The sequence below is a fragment of the Roseivirga sp. 4D4 genome (genome assembly GCF_001747095.1).
In the GTDB taxonomy this organism is placed as follows: domain Bacteria; phylum Bacteroidota; class Bacteroidia; order Cytophagales; family Cyclobacteriaceae; genus Roseivirga.
Window position 1 is genome coordinate 2,341,171 of record NZ_MDGP01000001.1, and the last position, 18,642, is coordinate 2,359,812.

General features: G+C 42.6%; 20 protein-coding genes. 10 read left to right on the top strand and 10 right to left on the bottom strand.

Annotated elements, in window-relative coordinates:
* Positions 1-47 precede the first annotated feature (47 nt).
* Together BFP97_RS10245 and BFP97_RS10250 are read left to right on the top strand one after the other, a co-directional pair.
* On the top strand, positions 48-776 hold the full coding sequence (locus BFP97_RS10245) for a PKD domain-containing protein (RefSeq protein ID WP_069842324.1): 729 nt from the start codon (positions 48-50) through the stop codon (positions 774-776).
* 96 nt (positions 777-872) lie between these two features.
* Entirely contained in the window at positions 873-1,613 is a 741-nt protein-coding gene (locus tag BFP97_RS10250) for a PKD domain-containing protein (RefSeq protein WP_069842325.1), read from the top strand.
* On the opposite strand, the gene BFP97_RS10255 is transcribed toward BFP97_RS10250, so the two are convergent.
* Together BFP97_RS10255 and BFP97_RS10260 are read right to left on the bottom strand one after the other, a co-directional pair.
* The gene (locus tag BFP97_RS10255) at positions 1,610-2,095 is read right to left on the bottom strand and encodes an MOSC domain-containing protein (protein ID WP_069842326.1); all 486 of its coding nucleotides are present in this window, start codon (positions 2,093-2,095) and stop codon (positions 1,610-1,612) included. The two genes, BFP97_RS10250 and BFP97_RS10255, sit on opposite strands and share 4 nt — an antisense overlap.
* Positions 2,095-2,934, bottom strand: coding sequence for a sterol desaturase family protein (locus BFP97_RS10260; RefSeq protein WP_069842327.1), 840 nt, complete (start codon positions 2,932-2,934; stop codon positions 2,095-2,097). The genes BFP97_RS10255 and BFP97_RS10260 overlap by 1 nt, the downstream gene beginning before the upstream one ends.
* A gap of 101 nt (positions 2,935-3,035) precedes the next feature.
* Here BFP97_RS10260 and BFP97_RS10265 point away from each other — a divergent pair, with 101 nt between their 5' ends.
* Positions 3,036-4,457 carry an amidohydrolase family protein gene (locus tag BFP97_RS10265; RefSeq protein WP_069842328.1) on the top strand — a complete coding sequence of 474 codons (1,422 nt, stop codon included), beginning with the start codon at positions 3,036-3,038 and terminating at the stop codon, positions 4,455-4,457.
* A gap of 45 nt (positions 4,458-4,502) precedes the next feature.
* Here the strand turns inward: BFP97_RS10265 and BFP97_RS20635 are convergent, their stop codons facing one another.
* Genes BFP97_RS20635 through BFP97_RS10280 form a run of 3 tightly spaced genes read right to left on the bottom strand, consistent with a single transcriptional unit; the run spans position 4,503 to position 6,553 of the window.
* Positions 4,503-4,868, bottom strand: a complete 366-nt coding sequence (locus BFP97_RS20635; protein WP_069842329.1) for a VOC family protein — start codon at positions 4,866-4,868, stop codon at positions 4,503-4,505.
* Positions 4,869-4,877: 9 nt separating this feature from the next.
* On the bottom strand, positions 4,878-5,675 hold the full coding sequence (locus BFP97_RS20640) for an alpha/beta hydrolase (protein ID WP_139135260.1): 798 nt from the start codon (positions 5,673-5,675) through the stop codon (positions 4,878-4,880).
* 2 nt (positions 5,676-5,677) lie between these two features.
* On the bottom strand, positions 5,678-6,553 hold the full coding sequence (locus BFP97_RS10280; protein ID WP_069842331.1) for an alpha/beta hydrolase: 876 nt from the start codon (positions 6,551-6,553) through the stop codon (positions 5,678-5,680).
* Between the two features lie 81 nt (positions 6,554-6,634).
* Between BFP97_RS10280 and BFP97_RS10285 the strand changes: the two genes are divergently transcribed.
* Positions 6,635-7,750 (top strand): FG-GAP repeat domain-containing protein, encoded by a 1,116-nt coding sequence (locus tag BFP97_RS10285; RefSeq protein WP_069842332.1) that lies wholly within the window; start codon positions 6,635-6,637, stop codon positions 7,748-7,750.
* A 93-nt stretch (positions 7,751-7,843) separates the two neighbouring features.
* Here the strand turns inward: BFP97_RS10285 and BFP97_RS10290 are convergent, their stop codons facing one another.
* Positions 7,844-8,923: an aromatic ring-hydroxylating oxygenase subunit alpha gene (locus tag BFP97_RS10290; RefSeq protein ID WP_069842333.1), complete on the bottom strand. Its 1,080-nt coding sequence runs from the start codon at positions 8,921-8,923 to the stop codon at positions 7,844-7,846.
* Positions 8,924-8,993: 70 nt separating this feature from the next.
* On the opposite strand from BFP97_RS10290, the gene BFP97_RS10295 reads away from it, so the two are divergent.
* The 4 genes from BFP97_RS10295 (at position 8,994) to BFP97_RS10310 (ending at position 13,056) form a co-directional block, all read left to right on the top strand.
* Positions 8,994-10,298 carry an amino acid permease gene (locus BFP97_RS10295; protein WP_069842334.1) on the top strand — a complete coding sequence of 435 codons (1,305 nt, stop codon included), beginning with the start codon at positions 8,994-8,996 and terminating at the stop codon, positions 10,296-10,298.
* Entirely contained in the window at positions 10,299-11,174 is an 876-nt protein-coding gene (locus BFP97_RS10300; protein WP_069842335.1) for a dimethylarginine dimethylaminohydrolase family protein, read from the top strand.
* 71 nt (positions 11,175-11,245) lie between these two features.
* Positions 11,246-12,835 (top strand): M1 family metallopeptidase, encoded by a 1,590-nt coding sequence (locus tag BFP97_RS10305; protein ID WP_069842336.1) that lies wholly within the window; start codon positions 11,246-11,248, stop codon positions 12,833-12,835.
* Positions 12,836-12,876: 41 nt separating this feature from the next.
* The gene (locus BFP97_RS10310) at positions 12,877-13,056 is read left to right on the top strand and encodes a hypothetical protein (protein WP_139135261.1); all 180 of its coding nucleotides are present in this window, start codon (positions 12,877-12,879) and stop codon (positions 13,054-13,056) included.
* Between the two features lie 2 nt (positions 13,057-13,058).
* Here BFP97_RS10310 and BFP97_RS10315 read toward each other — a convergent pair whose 3' ends face one another.
* Positions 13,059-13,511, bottom strand: coding sequence for a GreA/GreB family elongation factor (locus tag BFP97_RS10315; RefSeq protein WP_069842338.1), 453 nt, complete (start codon positions 13,509-13,511; stop codon positions 13,059-13,061).
* Positions 13,512-13,719: 208 nt separating this feature from the next.
* On the opposite strand from BFP97_RS10315, the gene BFP97_RS10320 reads away from it, so the two are divergent.
* Positions 13,720-14,133 (top strand): BLUF domain-containing protein, encoded by a 414-nt coding sequence (locus tag BFP97_RS10320; protein ID WP_069842339.1) that lies wholly within the window; start codon positions 13,720-13,722, stop codon positions 14,131-14,133.
* On the opposite strand, the gene BFP97_RS10325 is transcribed toward BFP97_RS10320, so the two are convergent.
* Genes BFP97_RS10325 through BFP97_RS10335 form a run of 3 tightly spaced genes read right to left on the bottom strand, consistent with a single transcriptional unit; the run spans position 14,130 to position 17,348 of the window.
* Entirely contained in the window at positions 14,130-15,359 is a 1,230-nt protein-coding gene (locus tag BFP97_RS10325) for an alanine dehydrogenase (RefSeq protein WP_069842340.1), read from the bottom strand. The genes BFP97_RS10320 and BFP97_RS10325 overlap by 4 nt on opposite strands.
* A complete protein-coding gene (gene tsaE, locus BFP97_RS10330; RefSeq protein ID WP_069842341.1) occupies positions 15,352-15,774 on the bottom strand; it encodes a tRNA (adenosine(37)-N6)-threonylcarbamoyltransferase complex ATPase subunit type 1 TsaE in 423 nt (140 codons plus the stop codon). Before tsaE ends, BFP97_RS10325 begins: the two co-directional genes overlap by 8 nt.
* An 11-nt stretch (positions 15,775-15,785) precedes the next feature.
* A complete protein-coding gene (locus tag BFP97_RS10335) occupies positions 15,786-17,348 on the bottom strand; it encodes a PglZ domain-containing protein (protein WP_069842342.1) in 1,563 nt (520 codons plus the stop codon).
* Between the two features lie 50 nt (positions 17,349-17,398).
* Here BFP97_RS10335 and BFP97_RS10340 point away from each other — a divergent pair, with 50 nt between their 5' ends.
* Positions 17,399-18,628, top strand: coding sequence for an HD domain-containing protein (locus BFP97_RS10340; RefSeq protein WP_069842343.1), 1,230 nt, complete (start codon positions 17,399-17,401; stop codon positions 18,626-18,628).
* Positions 18,629-18,642 lie beyond the last annotated feature (14 nt).

Here is an 18,642-nt window from a genome sequence, read left to right on the forward strand (position 1 = left end):
TAAATGCAAGTGTTTTATTCAAGAATACTTACCTTGACCTTCAACCCATGCGCCACTCTATATCTGTATTCAGTTTTCTCCTTTTGATCACCCTGGTATCTTGTGGCGGAGATGACACACCAGCCATAAAGCCCATCACCTCATTCGATCAAGATCGCTTTTTCATAGAACCTGGCGAGGCAGTAACCTTCACAAATACAAGTGAAAACGGAGCTACATACTTTTGGGATTTTGGTGATAATACGAGCTCATCAGAGGAAAACCCAGTGCACGAATATCAAGAACTGGGAGAGTATGTCATCCGACTTACGGTTACTAGCAGCACCGGTGATCGTATTGCCACAACCTCAAGCGTTTTTGTCGGTAACCGATGGGCGCTCGGCATAAGAGTTGAGTCAATCAACTTTCTGGACCCCAATGGAGATCCCTGGGATGACGATGATTCTGGACCAGATTTACTAATAGACTTCTTTAAGGCCGAGGACCTTCGTTCAGAATTCTTCTTAAACTTTGGAAATGACTATGTCGAAAGTGACTTTCCCGCTGGAGGGCCTCTGCCACCGGAATTTCAAGTGATGTTTACAGATGAGGACTGGCAATTGGCCTTTTTCGATAATGAAGATCCCTTAGCCGTTCCGTTGAATTCAACAGAAATGGCTCGTTTTACCTTCAACCCTATGACCATTGAAACTCAAAAAGACTATTTACTTGGTGGGGGTATTTTTGAGATTGAGGGGAACGGTTATCGGTTTTCACTGCTCTTTCAAATTCGATAAAAGAAATTATTTCTAAGCACTACTTGAACAATCTGTAAGGGAATTGTATTAATTAGGTGTTTAGTTTAAAATAACTCCTCATTCAAAACCAAAATCATGAAAAAACTCCCTAAGTTATTTGCATTAGCCGCTTTAATTCTAATTTATTCTTGTAGTGGTGGAGATGAGACGCCCAGTATCGTTCCTATGCCGAATTTCAACCAAGATAGGCTGTTCATTCAACCTGGGGAAACGGTTACTTTCACCAATACATCTACGGATGGTGAGAGCTACTCTTGGAATTTTGGCGACAACAGTACACTATCTACTGATGAAAATCCAACTCACACATTCAACGCTGTGGGTAATTTCAATGTGACGCTTAGTGTAACAAGTAGCACTGGGGACGTTGCCACATCTACAAGTTCAGTTACAGTTGGCAATCGCTGGGCAGTTGCATTGGCCGTAACGGAAGTTCAATTTGTAAATGGTAATGGTGATGCATGGGACCCTGACGGTAGTGGCCCTGAGATACTTTTTGGTTTCTTCCCTGTTGGACAGGCTGAGTTTGACCCGTTCATATTGGGAGATGACATCACCTCTGATGACTTACCAATCGCTGGAGCCATTGATGAATCACTACAGGTTGCATTTACAGATACGGATTGGACTTTCGCCTTTTTAGACAATGACGATCCGCTTACCGATCCGAATACTTCTGACCTTATGACTTCATTCAACCTGAACCCAGTCAGAATTCCGACTGAGGAAGATTATTACCAAAATGGAGAAGGGCAATTTAGCTTTACCGCCAATGGTTATAGCATTATCATCGCATTTGATATTAAAGCAAACTAGTCAAAAACTTTAATGGAATCGCCTCGAGTAATTCGGCCTGACTGAATTACTCGACAGGTGATGCCCCCATGACCGCGCATGGCATTATAACCGCCTGATCCAAGGTTCTCTTCCATTCTGGAACAAGGATGACATTCTCCGGTGTGTTCAAAGACGGCTTCACCAATTTGAAATCGCTTGTCTTTTAGGGCATTAAGATTAATGCCTGTGGTGACTATATTTCTCCTTAATGCCAAGGGATCAATTTCTTCCTTACCCATAAAGGAAGCCACAGCATGAATATGTTCTCGCGATATTAAGGTGACTTGACGCTTCCCTCCTTTAGAGGCATAGTGATCACCCGCTAAGCCTACCTCAGCGATTGCCTCTACATCTTTGAGAATTACTGGAGGTTCTTTCCTCAATGGTCTGATGGTTACAAGTTTTACCAAACCGACTTGTGCATATTGATCGGTAAGTTCCTTGATACTTCTACCTAGCATTATTTTCCAAATTTTGACCCAGTAGGTGGTCGGTAAGGCTGAAAAGGAATCTTTAACAGATTGCCCATCTTATCATTCTCCTTGGGGTCCATATGGGTATCTATACCATAAACCAATGCGGTAGTGTCTTCTACCTGGGCAAAGGTCCCAAAGATTCTATCCCAGAAAGAAAAGATGTTGCCATAGTTTGTATCAGTCAATGGTTGGGTATTGTGATGATGCACCTTGTGCATTAAAGGGGTTATGAAAACCCAGGAAAGTCCGCGATCAATCCGTTTTGGCATATTGATGTTGGCATGGGTGATATGGGCAAAAAGCACGGAAAGACTTTGGTAAACCATGATGATCCACATAGGAGCTCCAATAATCATCACAGCCAGTATGGTGAATCCAATTCTGAAGACCGTTTCTCCGGGGTGATGTCTTAAACCCGTGGTCACATCGACTGTAGTATCTGAATGGTGAACCAAATGAAACTTCCACATCCACTTAACCTTATGCTCCGTCCAATGGACAAGGTAAGCGCCAATCAAATCCATCAACAATACACCTAAAACTAATTGACCCCAAAGTGGTAAATCAATGATATAAAGCAAGCCGAATTTATTATGGGCCACCAGATCAGAAGCAGCTAATAGAGCTCCTGCAAGTCCAAACCCAATGATCATAGTCGTAAGAGTAAGAAAGAGGTTGATTCCGGCATGTCTCCATTTTTTATACCCAAATCGAAATAGAGGAACTGTTCCTTCAAGTATCCAGAAGATCAGTATGCCACTAATCAGAATGCCAGCTCTGAATTCTGTGGGCACATCATTGAAGAAACTTACGAGTGATTCCATGCCTCAATTTATTCTGCATGCAGCACAATTGCAATCCGCACAAGATCAATCTCATTTTTGACCAGATTTACCTATCTTATTGAGACTTTTTAAACTATACCATGAGATTTAGAATCCTCTTTTCCGCCATCATCATTTCTTGCACCCACCTTCTCAATGCTCAAGAGTTTTCCAGGGCGGTGAAGCCCTATGTAAGTCTTCAGGAAACAACAGTTGCTATAGCCAATGTGAAACTCATCGATGGTACCGGTGGCCCCATTAGAACAAATCAAACCATCGTTTTTTCAGGTGAGAATATAACGGCTATTGGAGACAACAATACAGTCAATATACCAGAGGGTGCCAAACGGATCGATGGTACAGGCAAGACGGTTATTCCGGGACTGGTCATGCTTCATGAGCACATCTTCTATCCCAAACCCTTTGACGGGGTTTTCAGCGTGGCACAAATGACTTTCACCTTCCCGAGGCTTTACCTTGCCGGTGGTGTCACCACCATTAGAACAGCCGGAAGTATAGAACCACAGACAGATCTAAATATCCGCAAATGGATTGAAGAAGGTCGTATGCTGGGACCAAAGATGGATTTGACCGGACCTTTTATTGAAAGAGCTGGCACGCCTGTTCCTGAGGTAGGCATTATTAACAATTCAAAAGAAGGAGTTGAAATGGTGAATTACTGGGCCGATCGCGGTATTAACTCCTTTAAGGTTTATCAAAACATCACCCGCCAAGATTTGACACAAGTGGTGAAGGCTGCCCACGCCAAGGGCAAAAAAGTGACCGGTCATATTTGCTCCTTAACCTATCGAGAAGCGGCCGAAATCGGAATTGATAACATTGAGCACGGATTCTTTCAGAGCTCTGACTTTGTAGCGGATAAAGTGGATGACTTCTGCCCTGCCTTTAAAAGAGGGCAAGCACTAAGAGACTTGGCCATCGATAGCCCAGAAATGAAGTCTCTAATGGATCTCTTAATCGAAAAGAATGTGGCAATTACTTCCACCCTCCCTGTTTTTGAGCCCTATACCGATCGCGAAGTTGTCTTGGGAGGTGGCATTGATGCCATGAGTCCCGAAATAAAAGAGAGCCTGATTGCAAGTCATACAAGAAGGCAGGGAAGAGATGCTGCCTCACTGGCCCAATTCAAGAAGCAGATGGCTTGGGAGAAAATGTTCTATGAAGCCGGTGGTAAGCTGGTCGCTGGTACTGACCCTACAGGCGCTGGAAGGACTGTAGCTGGTTATGCCAACCAAAGAGTAATAGAGCTCTTTATCGAAGCGGGTTTTAGCCTGACGGAAGCCATCAAAATATCATCTCTTAATGGTGCTGAATACCTTGAGAGGGATTCAGAGGTTGGTTCTTTAACAGTGGGTAAAAAAGCCGATCTGGTCTTAATTGGTGGAGATCTTGAATCGGATGTCTCCAATATTCGAAAAATGGAAATTGTCTTCAAAAATGGCATTGGATTCGACTCTCAAAAAATCTTTGAATCGATGAAGGGAAAAGTGGGTATGCATTGATCTGGAGAGCAATTCAAATCAATCCGCAGACCTTCAAGCTACTGCCTAATCCGGAAGCTTGAAATAAGGATTATAGATCAATCCCAGGACATTTCCCCAAGGGTCTTTTACGCTTGCCACCATCAGTTCGCCTCCTACATTAGTAGGTGCTTCGTGGGGAGTAGCGCCCTGGGCTAGGAGTCTTTGGTATTCTTCTTCGATTTTCTCCACACCCCAATAGCTCAATACGCTATCGATCTTTTCTCCTCCTGCTACTTCCTCAGGCTGCAAGCCTAGCTCGTAACCACCGATATTAAAACCAATGTAAAATGGCTCATCGAAATAGGGTTTTGTACTGAAAGCATGAGTATACCAAGCCTTGGCCGCTTCAATATCCGATACTTTATAAATCGTAGTTCTTAGTCCGAGCATTGTCAATTCTTATTTAAGTATTTCTTGTATTGCCGATCTGAAAGCCTCAAAATCAACGAGGTTCTTGTGTTGCCCACCTTCTACGGTAATTAATTGAGACTGCCCATTTGGAATCGATTCATGTAACCTTTTACCCGATTTGTAAGGAACTACTTCATCTTCCGTGCCATGAAAAATATGGACTGAGCACTTGGCAGTCTTCAGATATTTGAAGCTTTGAAAGTTATAGCGAAGTGCCCAATTAGAAGGATAAATCGGATAAAAACGTTGGGCCACCGAAGCCAATGAGTAATATGGCGTCTCAAGTATTAAGCGCTTGGGGTTGTGCCCTCCCGCCAACCAAGACGCGATTCCAGTACCAAGCGATCGGCCGTAGAGGGTGATTTCGTTTTCAGGATACTGGCTAAGGGCATGGCTGTAAAACAACTCTGCGTCTTTCAGCAGAAGCTCCATGGATCGTTCTCCCCTGCTTTTGCCATAGCCTCGATAATCCATTACCAAAACGTCATAATCAAGTTTTACGAAGCGCTCAACTACCTTTCCCCAACGGGTGAGATTACCACGGTTACCATGAAAATAGAGGATCAAACCTTTGGCACTATCTGCCCTAAAATGAATTGCATTCAAATTGGCACCGTCAGGTGTAGTGAGATTGATTTCTTCGTGTTTTGAGTCGAAAGCATAGAGATGATCTGCAGGTAATTCTCCGTCAAGGAAAATGAACTTCTCCTGTAGCGCATAGAGAAATATTGCACCGAGTATATAAACGAAAAGAAGACTGGAACCTATGATCAACAAGCGCTTCAAGATTATGGATTTTGTCTTTCCTTTTTACGTTTTCGCTTAAAATTCAGACTGGTTTCTGACGGATCGATGGTACCAGGTAATTTGGAGTTGAGGATTTCTTCGAGCATGCGATGGTATTCTTCGAAAGTGTGCAAGTTATTATGTCCAGCGCCAATTACAGGATAAAGCCGGGTGTTTTCAGCATTAACTTTTGATAGGGAAACGGCCGTTTTAAAAGGAATGAGTTTATCGTTTGTTCCATGAACGATTTTAATAGGGCAATCCACATACTTAAGCCACTTATAGGTGCGAATAGGAAACTTGATTAGAAGCGAAACGGGCATAAATGGAATATAGCGCTTCGTCACCTTGGCAAGACTGTAGTAAGGTGATTCTAACACCAGCATTCTAGGGTGATTGATAGAAGCAATTTTTGCTGCAAACCCAGAACCCAAGGATCGACCATAGAGGATGATATACTTTTCAGGGACCTGCTCTCTGACTTTATCATAAACATACTGCAAGTCATCTTTAATGCTTTCCTCAGATCGTTTACCGGTGCTTTTTCCAAAGCCTCGATAATCTACCATCAGTACATCATAACCTAATCGAGTGAAATCCACGGCAAACTTACCCCATCCTTTAAGCGACTTTGAGTTGCCCTTTAGGTAGATCACCACTCCTTTAGGTTCGGCAATCCTGAAATGTATGCCATTGATATTTACCCCAGGTTCTTTTTCCAAGTTGTACTCTTCGAATTGAAGGTTTGGATACTTGAATTCAAAGTCTTCGGGCAGTTTTTCGGGTTTAAAGAGAAAGCGTTCCTGGGCGAAATAGATAACGAAATTGGCCACGACATACGCTATGCCTACTATGATCAGTATAGTACCAATTTCCATCTAAGTAAGATATTAAAACTCAAGCGGATTACAATAGGTCAGAAATTGCTAGCTTGGATTTGAAAATGAAGCTCATCGACAATGAAACATCTCCTTAGCCTTTGCTGCCTCCTCATAATCCAGCAAGCCTTCAGCCAAGACTTACAGTTTAGAAGTAGCAATCGCTACATCTTTGGAACCAATAAAGACCGAACAGCTTCTATTGGTATTGGTGATATCGATAACGATGGTGATTTGGATGCGGTAGTAGCGAATGGAAGACACTGGCCACTGCAAAACCAAGTATTCTTCAATGATGGCCGGGGAATCTTCACGCTATCTCAGCCCCTAGACATCACCAGCGAAACCAGTTATGCCACCGAACTAGCTGATTTAGATGGCGATGGTGATTTAGACGTAGCCGTTGGTAATGACAATGCCCCTAATATGCTTTACTTCAATGATGGGCAAGGGAATTTTAAAAGGGGAAAGTATTTCGGGAAAAAGTACTCAAATACAAGAAACCTGACTTTAGCCGACCTGGATCAAGACGGAGACATTGACATTCTGATCACCAATCGTGGACAGGAAAACGAGATTTGCCTAAATAATGGAAAAGGAGAGTTTTCTGAACCCATTGGCTTTGGTGCTAAAGATGATTCTACAATAGACGTAGAAGTATCTGATATGGATCAAGATGGAGATCTGGACCTCATTCTAGCCAATCGAGATGGTCAATCGAATGCGGTATACCTGAATGGGGGGAACTTGGATTTCAGCACAAAAATCCTCTTTGGAACAGGCACCGATGAGACCAGAGGTGTAGCAATAGCAGACATTAATCAGGATGGGTATAAAGATATTATCACCGCAAATATTGGCCAGCCTAATGCCATCTATTTCGGAGATGAGAACCTTCAGTTTACAAAGAGTCTTGTATTTGATGAAAGCGAAGATGCTTCGTACTCTGTAACGGTAAGCGATTTTAACCTAGATGGTAACATCGATATCGCAGTGGCTAATGTTAGGGGTACAAACACTGTTTTCTTGAATAAGGACAAAGGTCAAAGCTGGGTGAAGATGAGCGTTGGACCAGAATTTAATAGCTATGATATTCTAGCAGCGGACCTCAATGGTGATGGCAGGCCTGATCTCATAGAAGCAAATTCTGACGAACTGAATATGTTTCACATGAACTTTATTAAGAGAGAACCTTAGCCATTCACTCAGAAGACCTCTCCGCAAGGTCGAGGTGAAAAACACTATTTAGAACCATCGATCCCTTTCTATCTCGAGCACAGCCGAGAGGGCCTATTCTTCGTTTAGAAACTCAACCAGAAGGCGGTGAAAATGATGCACTCCTTTTTCCATTTCGGGTGAATAGCGTCCTGTATGGTAAACCTTGGATTTCATACCCTGCTGTACTCCTTCAACCACCTCCTCATCCTCTTGCTCAACCTTGTCCAAGTTAGTACCCGCGCCAACATCCACTTTACTTTCGTCATACACGTATGAAATAAAGGACACCTTGGTCTGCTCCTTAGATATTGGTTTCACTACGTTTATCGAAAGTCCCCAAGGATAAAAGTTGAACATCATATTTGGGAACACCCAGAAGTAGTAAGCGGCTATAGACTTTCCAAAGTCCTCATGCCCTTCAGGAAAATCAAAAACATGCTCGTCACCATCGGCATAACCGATTTGAAGGTTGGTGTATTTAAATAGCACTGTCTCATAATTCCCATAATCAAGGGCCGCATTCAAATCGGCATGGACAAAGGGGATATGGAAGCCCTCCAAATAATTATCGCAGTAGAGTGCCCAATGCGCCTTGATGTGATAGTCCTTTCCTCTTTGAACATCAAGTTTGAACTCGTTTAATGGCATAAAGCCAATTTTGCGCTCCATTGCAGCGATGACATCTTGGAAATCATAACCCTGCCCCATGGAGGCAAACAACCATGGACCCCATTTTAACATTGGAAACTCATGAAGATCATCGGCTGATCGGGGAAAATTCTTAGCCTCCTTGAACTGCGGCATGTGCTGAAACTTGCCATCCAAACCAAACCTTCGGCCATGATAAGCACAGGTGATGTTTCGTGCTTTATTAGGCTGATGGCAAAGAATATTTCCACGGTGAGTACACACATTTGAGAGGACTCTCACAGTCTCCTTATCTCTTGATAGAAGCATTGGTTCTTCTGTTCCTTCAAATTTGAAAGGATAAACAGCACCATCCTGATTAACCAAACCATCATCCCCGATAAACTGCCATGACTTAGCAAATACCTTTTCTATTAACTCTTCAAACACCTCAGCGCTTCTATAAAAAGAAGAAGGCATTGTTTCAGCATGCTCAATTTTGGGATGAATCTCGTATTTAGGCATTCTGTTATATAATAAATATCTTAACCATTGAATCTCACTAAAATAGCTAATCAACTCCAATTTTATCTGAATGTCAAAAAAGTCTAATGCAGGAAAAAAGTTAGGCTTTTGGGCTGCCACATCTTTGGTTGTAGGTAGTATGATCGGCTCCGGTATATTCTCGCTTCCCATAGCCCTAGCAGAGTTTGGTGGTATTAGTCTCTTTGGATGGCTTATCGCTGCGGCAGGAGCATTCACGATCGCCAAAATCATGATTTTTTTGAGTAAGATCATACCGACTACGGGTGGTCCTTACGCCTATTCAAGGGCTGGTTTTGGAGATCTCCTAGGTTTCCTGATTGGCTGGGGTTATTGGCTCTCCATCATGACCACCAATGCTGCATTGGTAATGACCATCATTAGCTATTTGGGTGTTTTCTTTCCTGTTCTGGTTGAAAAAACCTTGCTAGGTCTGGCTGTGGGAATGGCAATATTGTGGGTGATCACTACGATTAACAGCTACAGTCTAAAGGCAGCTGGAAAAACCCAGGTGGTGGCAACAGCGCTAAAACTCATTCCACTGATCATTATCACCATTGGGGGGCTGTTCTTCATCAACTTCGCACATTTTTCACCTTTAAATATTAGCGGCCAGTCCAGCTTTCAGGCTATAACGGTTACTACGGCCTATTGCCTCTTTGCTTTTTTAGGATTAGAAGCGGCTACCATACCTGCCGGTAGCATCAAGTCGCCCGAAAAAACGGTACCCAGGGCTACCTTACTCGGAACGGTTTTCGTCACGGTCATTTATATGCTGAGTTCGTTTTCGCTTTTCGGCATTCTTCCACCTGAAGAAGTAGCCAATACAGTTTCACCATTTGCTGATGCAGCGGCAAAAATATGGGGTGCCAATGCCATGTATTTTGTGGCAGCGGGAGCCTGTATTTCAGCATTAGGAACACTCAATGGGTGGGTTTTAATGCAGGGCCAGATGGCATTGGGTGTGGCAAAAGATGGCCTCTTCCCAAAAGCCTTTGCTCAAGTAAACAAGAACCTGTCTCCCACTTTCGGTATTATTGTCTCCAGCATTATCGCTACGGCTTTGGTGCTACTCAACCAGTCCAAAGGATTATCCGGCATTTACCGATATATGGTATTATTGACAACCGTGCTGAATCTTGTTGCCTATATTTTTAGCATAGGTGCTTTTGCCTTATTTGCTGTTGAAAGAAAGTTCAACTTAAAACCAACTTATACCAACATTACCCTTGCCACTGTGGCATTTGGGTTTTCCATCTGGATGATCATTGGTTCTGGTGAAACTGCGGTTATGGCAGGATTCATTGGCCTAATGGCAGGGGTCCCAGTTTATATTTGGAACAAAAGAAAACGGTAAATGAAAACTTGCCATTCTGACTACGGGACCATCAGATCCCTATGGGTCAAGCCAGCCTCAAAGGCATTCATAAATCAAGAAACCTTACATGCTCAATGGGAGGAGTTGAACTACCTAAGTGAACCTCTTTATGCAGAAGCTCTAAAGGAATATGAGAGCTTTCTATCACATTTCAGTGGTGGTGAAATAGACGTGACTTGCTTCGGATCAGATGAAAGTGTAATGATAGACTCCATCTATTGCCGGGATGCTGCTATCGCCACGGATTTCGGCATGATCATTTGTAATATGGGGAAGGGTGGTCGGATTCATGAACCAGCTTCTCAAGCGAGGGATTATCAGTCAGCAGGCATAAAAATTTTAGGTACGATCAACGCTCCCGGAACCCTGGAAGGTGGTGATGTGGCCTGGCTAGATGAAAAAACACTAGCAGTCGGACATACATATCGTACCAATGAAGAAGGAATCAAGCAACTGAGACAGCTGCTAAACCCAAAAGGTCTAGAAGTAATCACGGTAGAACTGCCACATTACAAAGGGCCCTCAGACGTTTTTCATTTGATGTCAATCCTGAGTCCTATTGATAGCGGTTTAGCGGTTATCTATTCGCCCCTTATGCCCATCAAGTTCAGAAACACTTTGATAAACCGTGGTTTCGATTTCGTGGAAGTTCCGGAAGAGGAGTTTGAGTCTATGGGTTGCAATGTGCTCGCGTTATCACCCAGAAAGTGCCTGATGGTAGCAGGTAATCCCATAACCAAATCCAGACTTGAAGCAGCGGGATGTGAAGTATTGACTTATCCAGGAAAAGAGATCAGTGTAAAAGGCGGTGGTGGACCTACTTGTCTCACACGTCCTATTTACAGAGAGATATAGTGCCTTATAAAAAATCGGCATTGTGCTCTGTATTTGAATTTCATACATTCAATACTTTCAAATAAGACCTTATGAAGCTCAGACTTTCCATTCTTGCCCTGTTCCTCTCCACTTCAATTTTCGCTCAAAAACATTATGAGCGTCTGGAGAAAATCGATGTACAGCATTATCAATTTGAATTGACATTGAATGATGACAATGATCAAATTGAAGGAAAGGCGACAATCACCATAACCTTCAATAAAGACATTGAGGAATTCATGCTCGATTTGATTAATCCTAAGAACGGGAAAGGCATGAACGTGAAAAGAGTAATGTCCAATGACAAAAGAATTCCATATACACATTTTGACAATGAGTTGACTATTAAGTCGGAGGCCAACAAGGGAGACACTAAATCATTCACTATTACGTATGAAGGTGTTCCAGAAACTGGTCTGATCATCTCTAAAAATAAATATGGAGATCGGACATTCTTTGGGGACAACTGGCCCAATCGTGGAAGACATTGGCTACCGACCGTTGATCACCCTTCCGACAAAGCCACAGTGGAATGGATCGTTACGGCACCAAATCATTATAATGTCGTGGGAAATGGACGGTTTGTAGAAAAGAAAGCTGCAGGTGACAATATGACCACCACTCATTGGAAAACGGATGTGGTGATCCCGGTGAAAGTAATGGTCATGGGTGCGGCACGCTTTGCTATTGACGAAGTTGAAGAAGTGGATGGAGCTATGGTATCAAGCTGGGTTTATCCTCAAGATGAGAAAGAAGGTTTCTACGATTACGCCCAGGCGGCACCGATCTTGAAGTGGTTCGTCAATAATGTAGCACCCTATCCTTATGCTAAACTCGCGAACGTTCAATCTAAAACGCAGTTCGGTGGAATGGAAAATGCTGGTAATATCTTTTACTCCGAGAGATCTATTGATGGAAAAAGGAGTGCCGAAGGTCTAATAGCACATGAAATTGCTCATCAGTGGTTTGGCAACTCTGCATCAGAAGCCAACTGGCATCACGCCTGGCTGAGCGAAGGCTTTGCAACCTATTTCACTAACCTATACATGGAACAAACTTATGGTAGGGATCGATTGGTAGAGATGGCAAAGACTCAGCGGGAAAATGTGATCAGCTTCAGCAAACAACAATTCGTACCGGTTGTCAACAGAGCGGTTAATGACTATATGAAACTTCTCAATGCCAACACCTATCAGAAAGGCGGATGGGTACTTCATATGTTGCGTAATGAGGTTGGGGATGAAGTCTTTTGGAAGGGAATCAGAACCTACTATAACAAGTTCAAGTATTCCAATGCATTGACTGAAGACCTGAAACAAGTTTTCGAGGAAGCATCGGGTAAAGACCTTGGTCAATTCTTCAAGCAGTGGATATATACTCCGGGACAACCTGAAATTGAATTCAACTGGACCTATAAAGGAAAGAAGGTACATATCCTTACGGCTCAAGATCAAGCTGAACTCTTTAAATTCGACCTCGACTTCCTCATCATTTTTGATGATGGCTCTACCCAAAAGGAAACATTGAGCATATCGGACAAATACCAATCATTCAAAGTGAAATCAAAGAAAAGGCCTGCCGGAATCGTACTAGACCCTGACACATGGCTGCTATTTCAGGGCAAAGTGACAGAGAAATAGTGACAAAACCTCCCTGGTATGGTGATTGTCAAGCGATCGGCATGCCTAAGTCAAGACTAAGAAGGTTTTTTACATTTCTCATTAAAGGTGTCAGAACTTTGATGATGGCTTATATGGTGGGTATCGCCAATATTGTCAATCAAGAAACCAAGTTCATGGATGATACGAATGACAAGATAGAAGTAGTTGAAAGGGAAGCAGATGACGACCCATTTAAGTAGAGCTATTCAATATTCAGTAGCGCTATCTGTTTTCCTGCAAAGTTAATTTGATCACCCACCTTCTTATCAAGTAACTGCTGACCTATTGGTGAAACAGGAGATATTACAAAGAAGTCCTGATTGCCTAGAGAGACCTTGCCAATTGAGGTTGCCATAAAGTACATCGCTTGTGCTGTTGTAATGACTGCCCCCAAGGCCCCTGCCTCATATTTTTTGTCCGCATCGATACTCAACAGGGCCTGACGCATGCGAACAGCCTCATTCAATTGCTCCGCAATCTTACCCTTCTCCAGATTAATCATTTCTCGGCCCGTTTCGTATTTATCACCCATTGAGCTCTTAGTATCACTCTCAGCAGAAAGCTTCAAGGCTTCCATTTCTTCTTCCAAACGAGTAATTCTCGCATCTATATCGGAAAGACAGTGGTTGAGTAAGTCTTGTTTGAGCCCAGACATGCTGCAAGGTCGGGTTTGTTTGACTGGCTTACAAGCAGTGTGCTAAAACATCTCTTATACCCTTTAAGGGCAAACACCTCTTTTGATCCAATAACTATTCTCGGATTCTTTGTTGTGACCAAAGAATTAAAGATTGGTTCACTTGTGAAAAAACTAAATCTCAGAGAGCCTTCATAGAAAGCTGATTTTTACATAAATTAGGTTTCCTATGCTTTATGAGCTGATATATAGAAGTAATGCCAAGGCAGGTATAACGGAAGAGGATATCCAAAATATTCTCAATACTGCCCGTGGTTTTAACGAAGCTCAGAACATTACTGGCTGCCTATTATTCAATAACAACCAGTTTTTGCAATTACTCGAAGGAGAGTTCAATATATTGATGGAGCTTTATGAGCGCATCAAAAAAGACGATCGGCATACGGAACTTGTTCTTTTACATATGCGGGAAACGGATTATCGCGTCTATCCAAACTGGACCATGGCCTATCAATCCGTAGCATCAAAAGAAGTCAAACGACAAGTAGGCATTACTGAGTTCACAGAGTTTGAACCTGAGGAAGAGTCAGCATTATCAAAGCAGCTATTCCAAGCGGTAAGCAGCAATATGACAGCTGACTAGAATCTGGCAGCAGTCGTCAATAGACTCAAATCTTTAAAAGGTAAGTTAAACCTCTTGGCGATACCCAAATTGGTGGTGCAGCCCTTATAGCCATAAATCCCTTTGCTAAACCAGGAGTAGTGATAGATCATTTCATTGATTCCACCATTATCACCCATCTTCAATAATATAGGGGTCAGAATATTACTAATCGCAGTAGTAGCTGTTCTTGCAGCTCGTGAGGCAATATTTGGAACGCAATAATGAATCACATCATACTTTGTAAAAGTGGGAAGGTCATGAGAGGTAATCTCGGATGTTTCTATACAACCGCCTTGGTCAATAGAAACATCAAGAATAACGGCTCCAGACTTCATGGCAGAAACCATCTCTTCCGTAACGACACATCGTGCTCTTCCTTTCTCAGCTCTTAGGGCACCTACCACTACGTCTGCAGTAAGCAAAGACTGGCTTAAAGTCACACTGTCAATCACCGAAGTGAAGACCTGATTACCAAGTTTGTGCCGAACGCGTCTGAGCTTATAAATTTCGTTATCAAAGATTCTGACTTCAGCTCCGAGACCGATGGCAGCCCTTGCAGCATACTCTGCTACAGTACCTGCTCCCAAGATCACCACCCTGGTAGGTGGAACGCCTGTGATACCGCCAAGAATGATCCCCTTTCCTCCACCAATACTACTCATTAGTTCAGCGGCAATTGGAATGACCAAACTACCAGCAACTTCACTCATTGCATTGACAATCGGTTGGCCCTTGGCCTTATCTTCTAAAAGCTCAAAACCTAAAGCCGTAATTTTCTTCTTGTTGAGAAGTTCGAAATACTCGGCAGAAGCGTTACCAGGTTGTATGGCAGAAAATACGGTAGACCCAGGCTTCATAAGATTCAGTTCCTCCTTGGTAGGTGGTTCTACTTTGACAATGAGGTCGGCCTCAAAAGCTTCCTTACGCGAGTAAACAATCTGAGCTCCACTTTCTGCGTACTCTCTATCTTGGAAAAAGGCGTTTTTACCAGCACCCTGTTCTACTTGAACTTCATGGCCATTGGCAACTAATATACCCACCGCTGCGGGAGTCAGACTCACACGGTTTTCTTGTAGAGAAACTTCGTTCGGCACAGAAATCTGTAATGATTTACTACCTGACTTAACTTTCAATAACTTTTCCTCAGGATAAAGGCTCCCTTCTTTTGCCAAAGCTGCGAATCCCGATTTACCCGTTTCATCCATGTTTGCTCAGTTTGTAATTTCTCTGCTCGCCTTCGAGATTTTCAATCTCAATTTTCAAGAACTTTTCTGGTATCAACCCTCCTATTCTCTCTGGCCATTCGATAATGCATAAGTTTCCGGAATAAAAATACTCATCAACACCAATAGCCATCGCTTCTTCCGGATCCTCAATTCTATAAAAATCAAAATGAAAGACTGTATCTCCATTTTGAGTCAAATACTCATTGACTATTGAAAATGTCGGGCTTTGTACGGTGTCCAAAACTCCTAATTGTTTCCCAAGAGCTTTGGTCAAGGTAGTCTTTCCTGCGCCCATTTCGCCTTGTAAAATCCAAATATTCTCACCTTCAGCAAAGGCAATAATATCAGAGGCTACCTTGGGCAAATCGTTGAGGGAATCTCCTTTGATCAACATTCAAATGTCTTTTAGGCCCTTTTCGAATTTAACGAAATAATCGGAATAATTACCTCCTCCATGGAGACACCGCCATGCTGAAATGTATCTCTATAATACTTAACATAGTGATTGTAATTGTTAGGGTAAGCGAAGAAAGTGTCATCTGTGGCGAAGACATAGGTGGTGGACACGTTCTGCTTTGGAAGATGTAGCCTTTCAGGTTGCAGTGCCTCAAAGATTCCATTCTTTCCTTTATAGCCTAGATTTCTGCCTTGCTTGTATCTAAGGTTGGTGTTTACACTTCTGTCTCCTGCGATTTTGAAAGGTCGTTTCACTCTGTAGGTCCCATGATCGGTGGTAATCATTACTCGAAGACCTTTGTCACTTATCATCCGGAGTAAATCGAATAAAGGGGAATGCTGAAACCAAGACCTTGTCAGAGATCGGTAGGCCGATTCGTCTGCCGCCAACTCTTTAATCATCCGAATGTCGGTTCTTGCATGAGACAACATGTCTACAAAATTGTAGACGACCACATTCAATTGGTTTTGAAGGAGATTCGAGAAATTATCATTCAATTGCTTCCCTTGGTTAGCATGAATGATCTTGTGATAACTCATTCGAGCGCTAACATTATTTTTCTTAAGCTGTCTGCGAACAAATTCAGCTTCGTTGTTATTCTTACCCTCTTCACTGTCATCATCTCCGACCCAGAGGTCAGGATGTTTCTTAGCCATTTCTAGTGGCAATTCACCCGAGAAAAGTGAATTTCGAGCATAAGCTGTAGTTGTGGGTAAGATGGAATAATAGGTATCCTCCTCTTCAATATTGAAGTAGGGTGCTATATCTTCTTCTATTACTTTCCACTGATCAAATCGTAGATTGTCAATGACTATAAAGAAGAAAGGTTCTTCGTTTAATTCAGGAAAGACCTTCTTTTTCATCAGTTGATGTGAAAGAATTGGGCGATCGGCATTGGGGTCATTCAACCATTCCTCGTATTCGTCTTCAATGAATCTTGCAAAATTAGAGTTTGCCTCGACTTTCTGCATTTCAAGCACTTCTTGCATGCTCTTATTTTCGGTCTTATCAATTTCTAATTCCCAATAGACCAACTTCTTATAAATTTCCGCCCATTCTCTATGGTCCATCCGATCATTCATTTCCATACTGATCGTCCGGAAATCCTGCTGATACTGCATATTGGTACGCTCGCTGACCAATCGCCTATTATCCAGAATTCGCTTAACAGAAATCAGAATTTGATTGGGGTTGAGCGGTTTGATCAAGTAATCGGCAATCTTCGATCCGATCGCCTCTTCCATAATATGCTCTTCTTCGTTTTTTGTAATCATAACCACCGGTAGCGATGGCTTCTTATTTTTGATATAACTTAACGTCTCAAGACCAGTCATTCCCGGCATGTTTTCGTCTAGGAAAACGACATCGAAATGCTCTTTTTCTACGGCATCAATGGCATCGGCACCACTCGTCACTGGAGAAATGTCATAGCCTCGATCTTTGAGAAATAGGATATGCGGCTTCAAGAGGTCTATCTCATCGTCCGCCCACAAAATGTTATATCTTTGCATAGATAGAATTTGGCGAGAAGCTCGAATTTAAAGTATTAAATGCACAAAGTTTGAACAAAAAAAAGATAATCAATGATCCGGTCTACGGATTCATTACTATCCAAAGCGGGCTCATCTTCGACATCATTGATCACCCCTACTTCCAACGCCTAAGAAGGATCAAGCAATTAGGTCTGACAGAACTGGTTTATCCCGGTGCTCATCATACCCGATTTCATCACGCCATTGGAGCGATGCACCTTATGACTGAGACTTTGGAAAATCTCAAATCAAAAGGAGTCGATATTTCTGAAGAGGAAATGGAAGCTACGCTGATCGCCATTTTATTACATGACATCGGGCATGGCCCCTTCTCTCATGCCCTAGAGCATACCTTACTCAAAGATGTAAACCACGAATCAATTTCCTACCTCACGCTGGCCAAACTGAATGAAGACTTAAATGGAAGTCTAGAAATGAGCCTCCAGATTTTCCAAGGCAAGTACCACCGAAAGTTCCTGAACCAACTCGTTTCTAGTCAGTTGGACATCGATCGGTTAGACTACCTTAAAAGAGATAGCTATTTCACCGGGGTATCGGAAGGTACCATTGGTGCTGAGAGGATTATTAAAATGCTCAATGTCAAAGATGATCAGTTGGTCGTTGAGGAAAAGGGCATTTACAGTATTGAGAACTTTCTGAGTGCCAGGCGGCTTATGTATTGGCAGGTCTACCTGCATAAAACAAGTGTCAGTTCTGAGAAAATGCTCATTAGCATTATCAAAAGAGCCAAACATCTAACACAGAGAGGACAAGATATTTTCGCAACTCCAGCCCTAGGGTTATTCTTAAAACAAGAAATCAAGACTGAGGATTTTCAAAAAGAAGACGGGGTATTAGAAACCTTCTTGGCCTTAGATGACTATGACATCTGGGGTGCCATTAAGGTATGGAGTCACTTCCATGATACGGTACTTTCTAAGCTATGTGAAATGCTACTGAAACGAGAATTATTTAAAATAGAAATCACCCCTGAACCAGCAAGCGAAGACGAAATAAAGCAACTTGCCTTAACCGTGGAACGGTCTTATGGTATGCCATCCAGCGATGCGGAATACTTCTACTCAACAGGCCAATTGTCTAACAACGCCTATATTTCTACGGATCAGAAAATCATGATCTTATCTAAGTCTGGACAGGTTCAAGATGTAGGAGAAGCTGCCGATTTGCCCAACATAAAAGCCATGAGCAAAATAGTCCGCAAGTACTATCGTTGCTGGCCAAAAGACATATCTTTGTAATCCACAATTGAAAC

Bases quoted from the DNA above. Each gene is read 5' to 3' on its own strand.
- BFP97_RS10245 (WP_069842324.1), top strand. From the start codon at position 48: ATGCGCCACTCTATATCTGTATTCAGTTTTCTCCTTTTGATCACCCTG.
- BFP97_RS10315 (WP_069842338.1), bottom strand. From the start codon at position 13,511: ATGTCTGGGCTCAAACAAGACTTACTCAACCACTGTCTTTCCGATATA.
- BFP97_RS10335 (WP_069842342.1), bottom strand. From the start codon at position 17,348: ATGCAAAGATATAACATTTTGTGGGCGGACGATGAGATAGACCTCTTG.
- BFP97_RS10255 (WP_069842326.1), bottom strand. From the start codon at position 2,095: ATGCTAGGTAGAAGTATCAAGGAACTTACCGATCAATATGCACAAGTC.
- BFP97_RS10265 (WP_069842328.1), top strand. From the start codon at position 3,036: ATGAGATTTAGAATCCTCTTTTCCGCCATCATCATTTCTTGCACCCAC.
- tsaE (WP_069842341.1), bottom strand. From the start codon at position 15,774: ATGTTGATCAAAGGAGATTCCCTCAACGATTTGCCCAAGGTAGCCTCT.
- BFP97_RS10300 (WP_069842335.1), top strand. From the start codon at position 10,299: ATGAAAACTTGCCATTCTGACTACGGGACCATCAGATCCCTATGGGTC.
- BFP97_RS10325 (WP_069842340.1), bottom strand. From the start codon at position 15,359: ATGGATGAAACGGGTAAATCGGGATTCGCAGCTTTGGCAAAAGAAGGG.
- BFP97_RS20635 (WP_069842329.1), bottom strand. From the start codon at position 4,868: ATGCTCGGACTAAGAACTACGATTTATAAAGTATCGGATATTGAAGCG.
- BFP97_RS10250 (WP_069842325.1), top strand. From the start codon at position 873: ATGAAAAAACTCCCTAAGTTATTTGCATTAGCCGCTTTAATTCTAATT.
- BFP97_RS10295 (WP_069842334.1), top strand. From the start codon at position 8,994: ATGTCAAAAAAGTCTAATGCAGGAAAAAAGTTAGGCTTTTGGGCTGCC.
- BFP97_RS10280 (WP_069842331.1), bottom strand. From the start codon at position 6,553: ATGGAAATTGGTACTATACTGATCATAGTAGGCATAGCGTATGTCGTG.
- BFP97_RS10260 (WP_069842327.1), bottom strand. From the start codon at position 2,934: ATGGAATCACTCGTAAGTTTCTTCAATGATGTGCCCACAGAATTCAGA.
- BFP97_RS10310 (WP_139135261.1), top strand. From the start codon at position 12,877: ATGCCTAAGTCAAGACTAAGAAGGTTTTTTACATTTCTCATTAAAGGT.
- BFP97_RS10320 (WP_069842339.1), top strand. From the start codon at position 13,720: ATGCTTTATGAGCTGATATATAGAAGTAATGCCAAGGCAGGTATAACG.
- BFP97_RS10305 (WP_069842336.1), top strand. From the start codon at position 11,246: ATGAAGCTCAGACTTTCCATTCTTGCCCTGTTCCTCTCCACTTCAATT.
- BFP97_RS10290 (WP_069842333.1), bottom strand. From the start codon at position 8,923: ATGCCTAAATACGAGATTCATCCCAAAATTGAGCATGCTGAAACAATG.
- BFP97_RS10285 (WP_069842332.1), top strand. From the start codon at position 6,635: ATGAAACATCTCCTTAGCCTTTGCTGCCTCCTCATAATCCAGCAAGCC.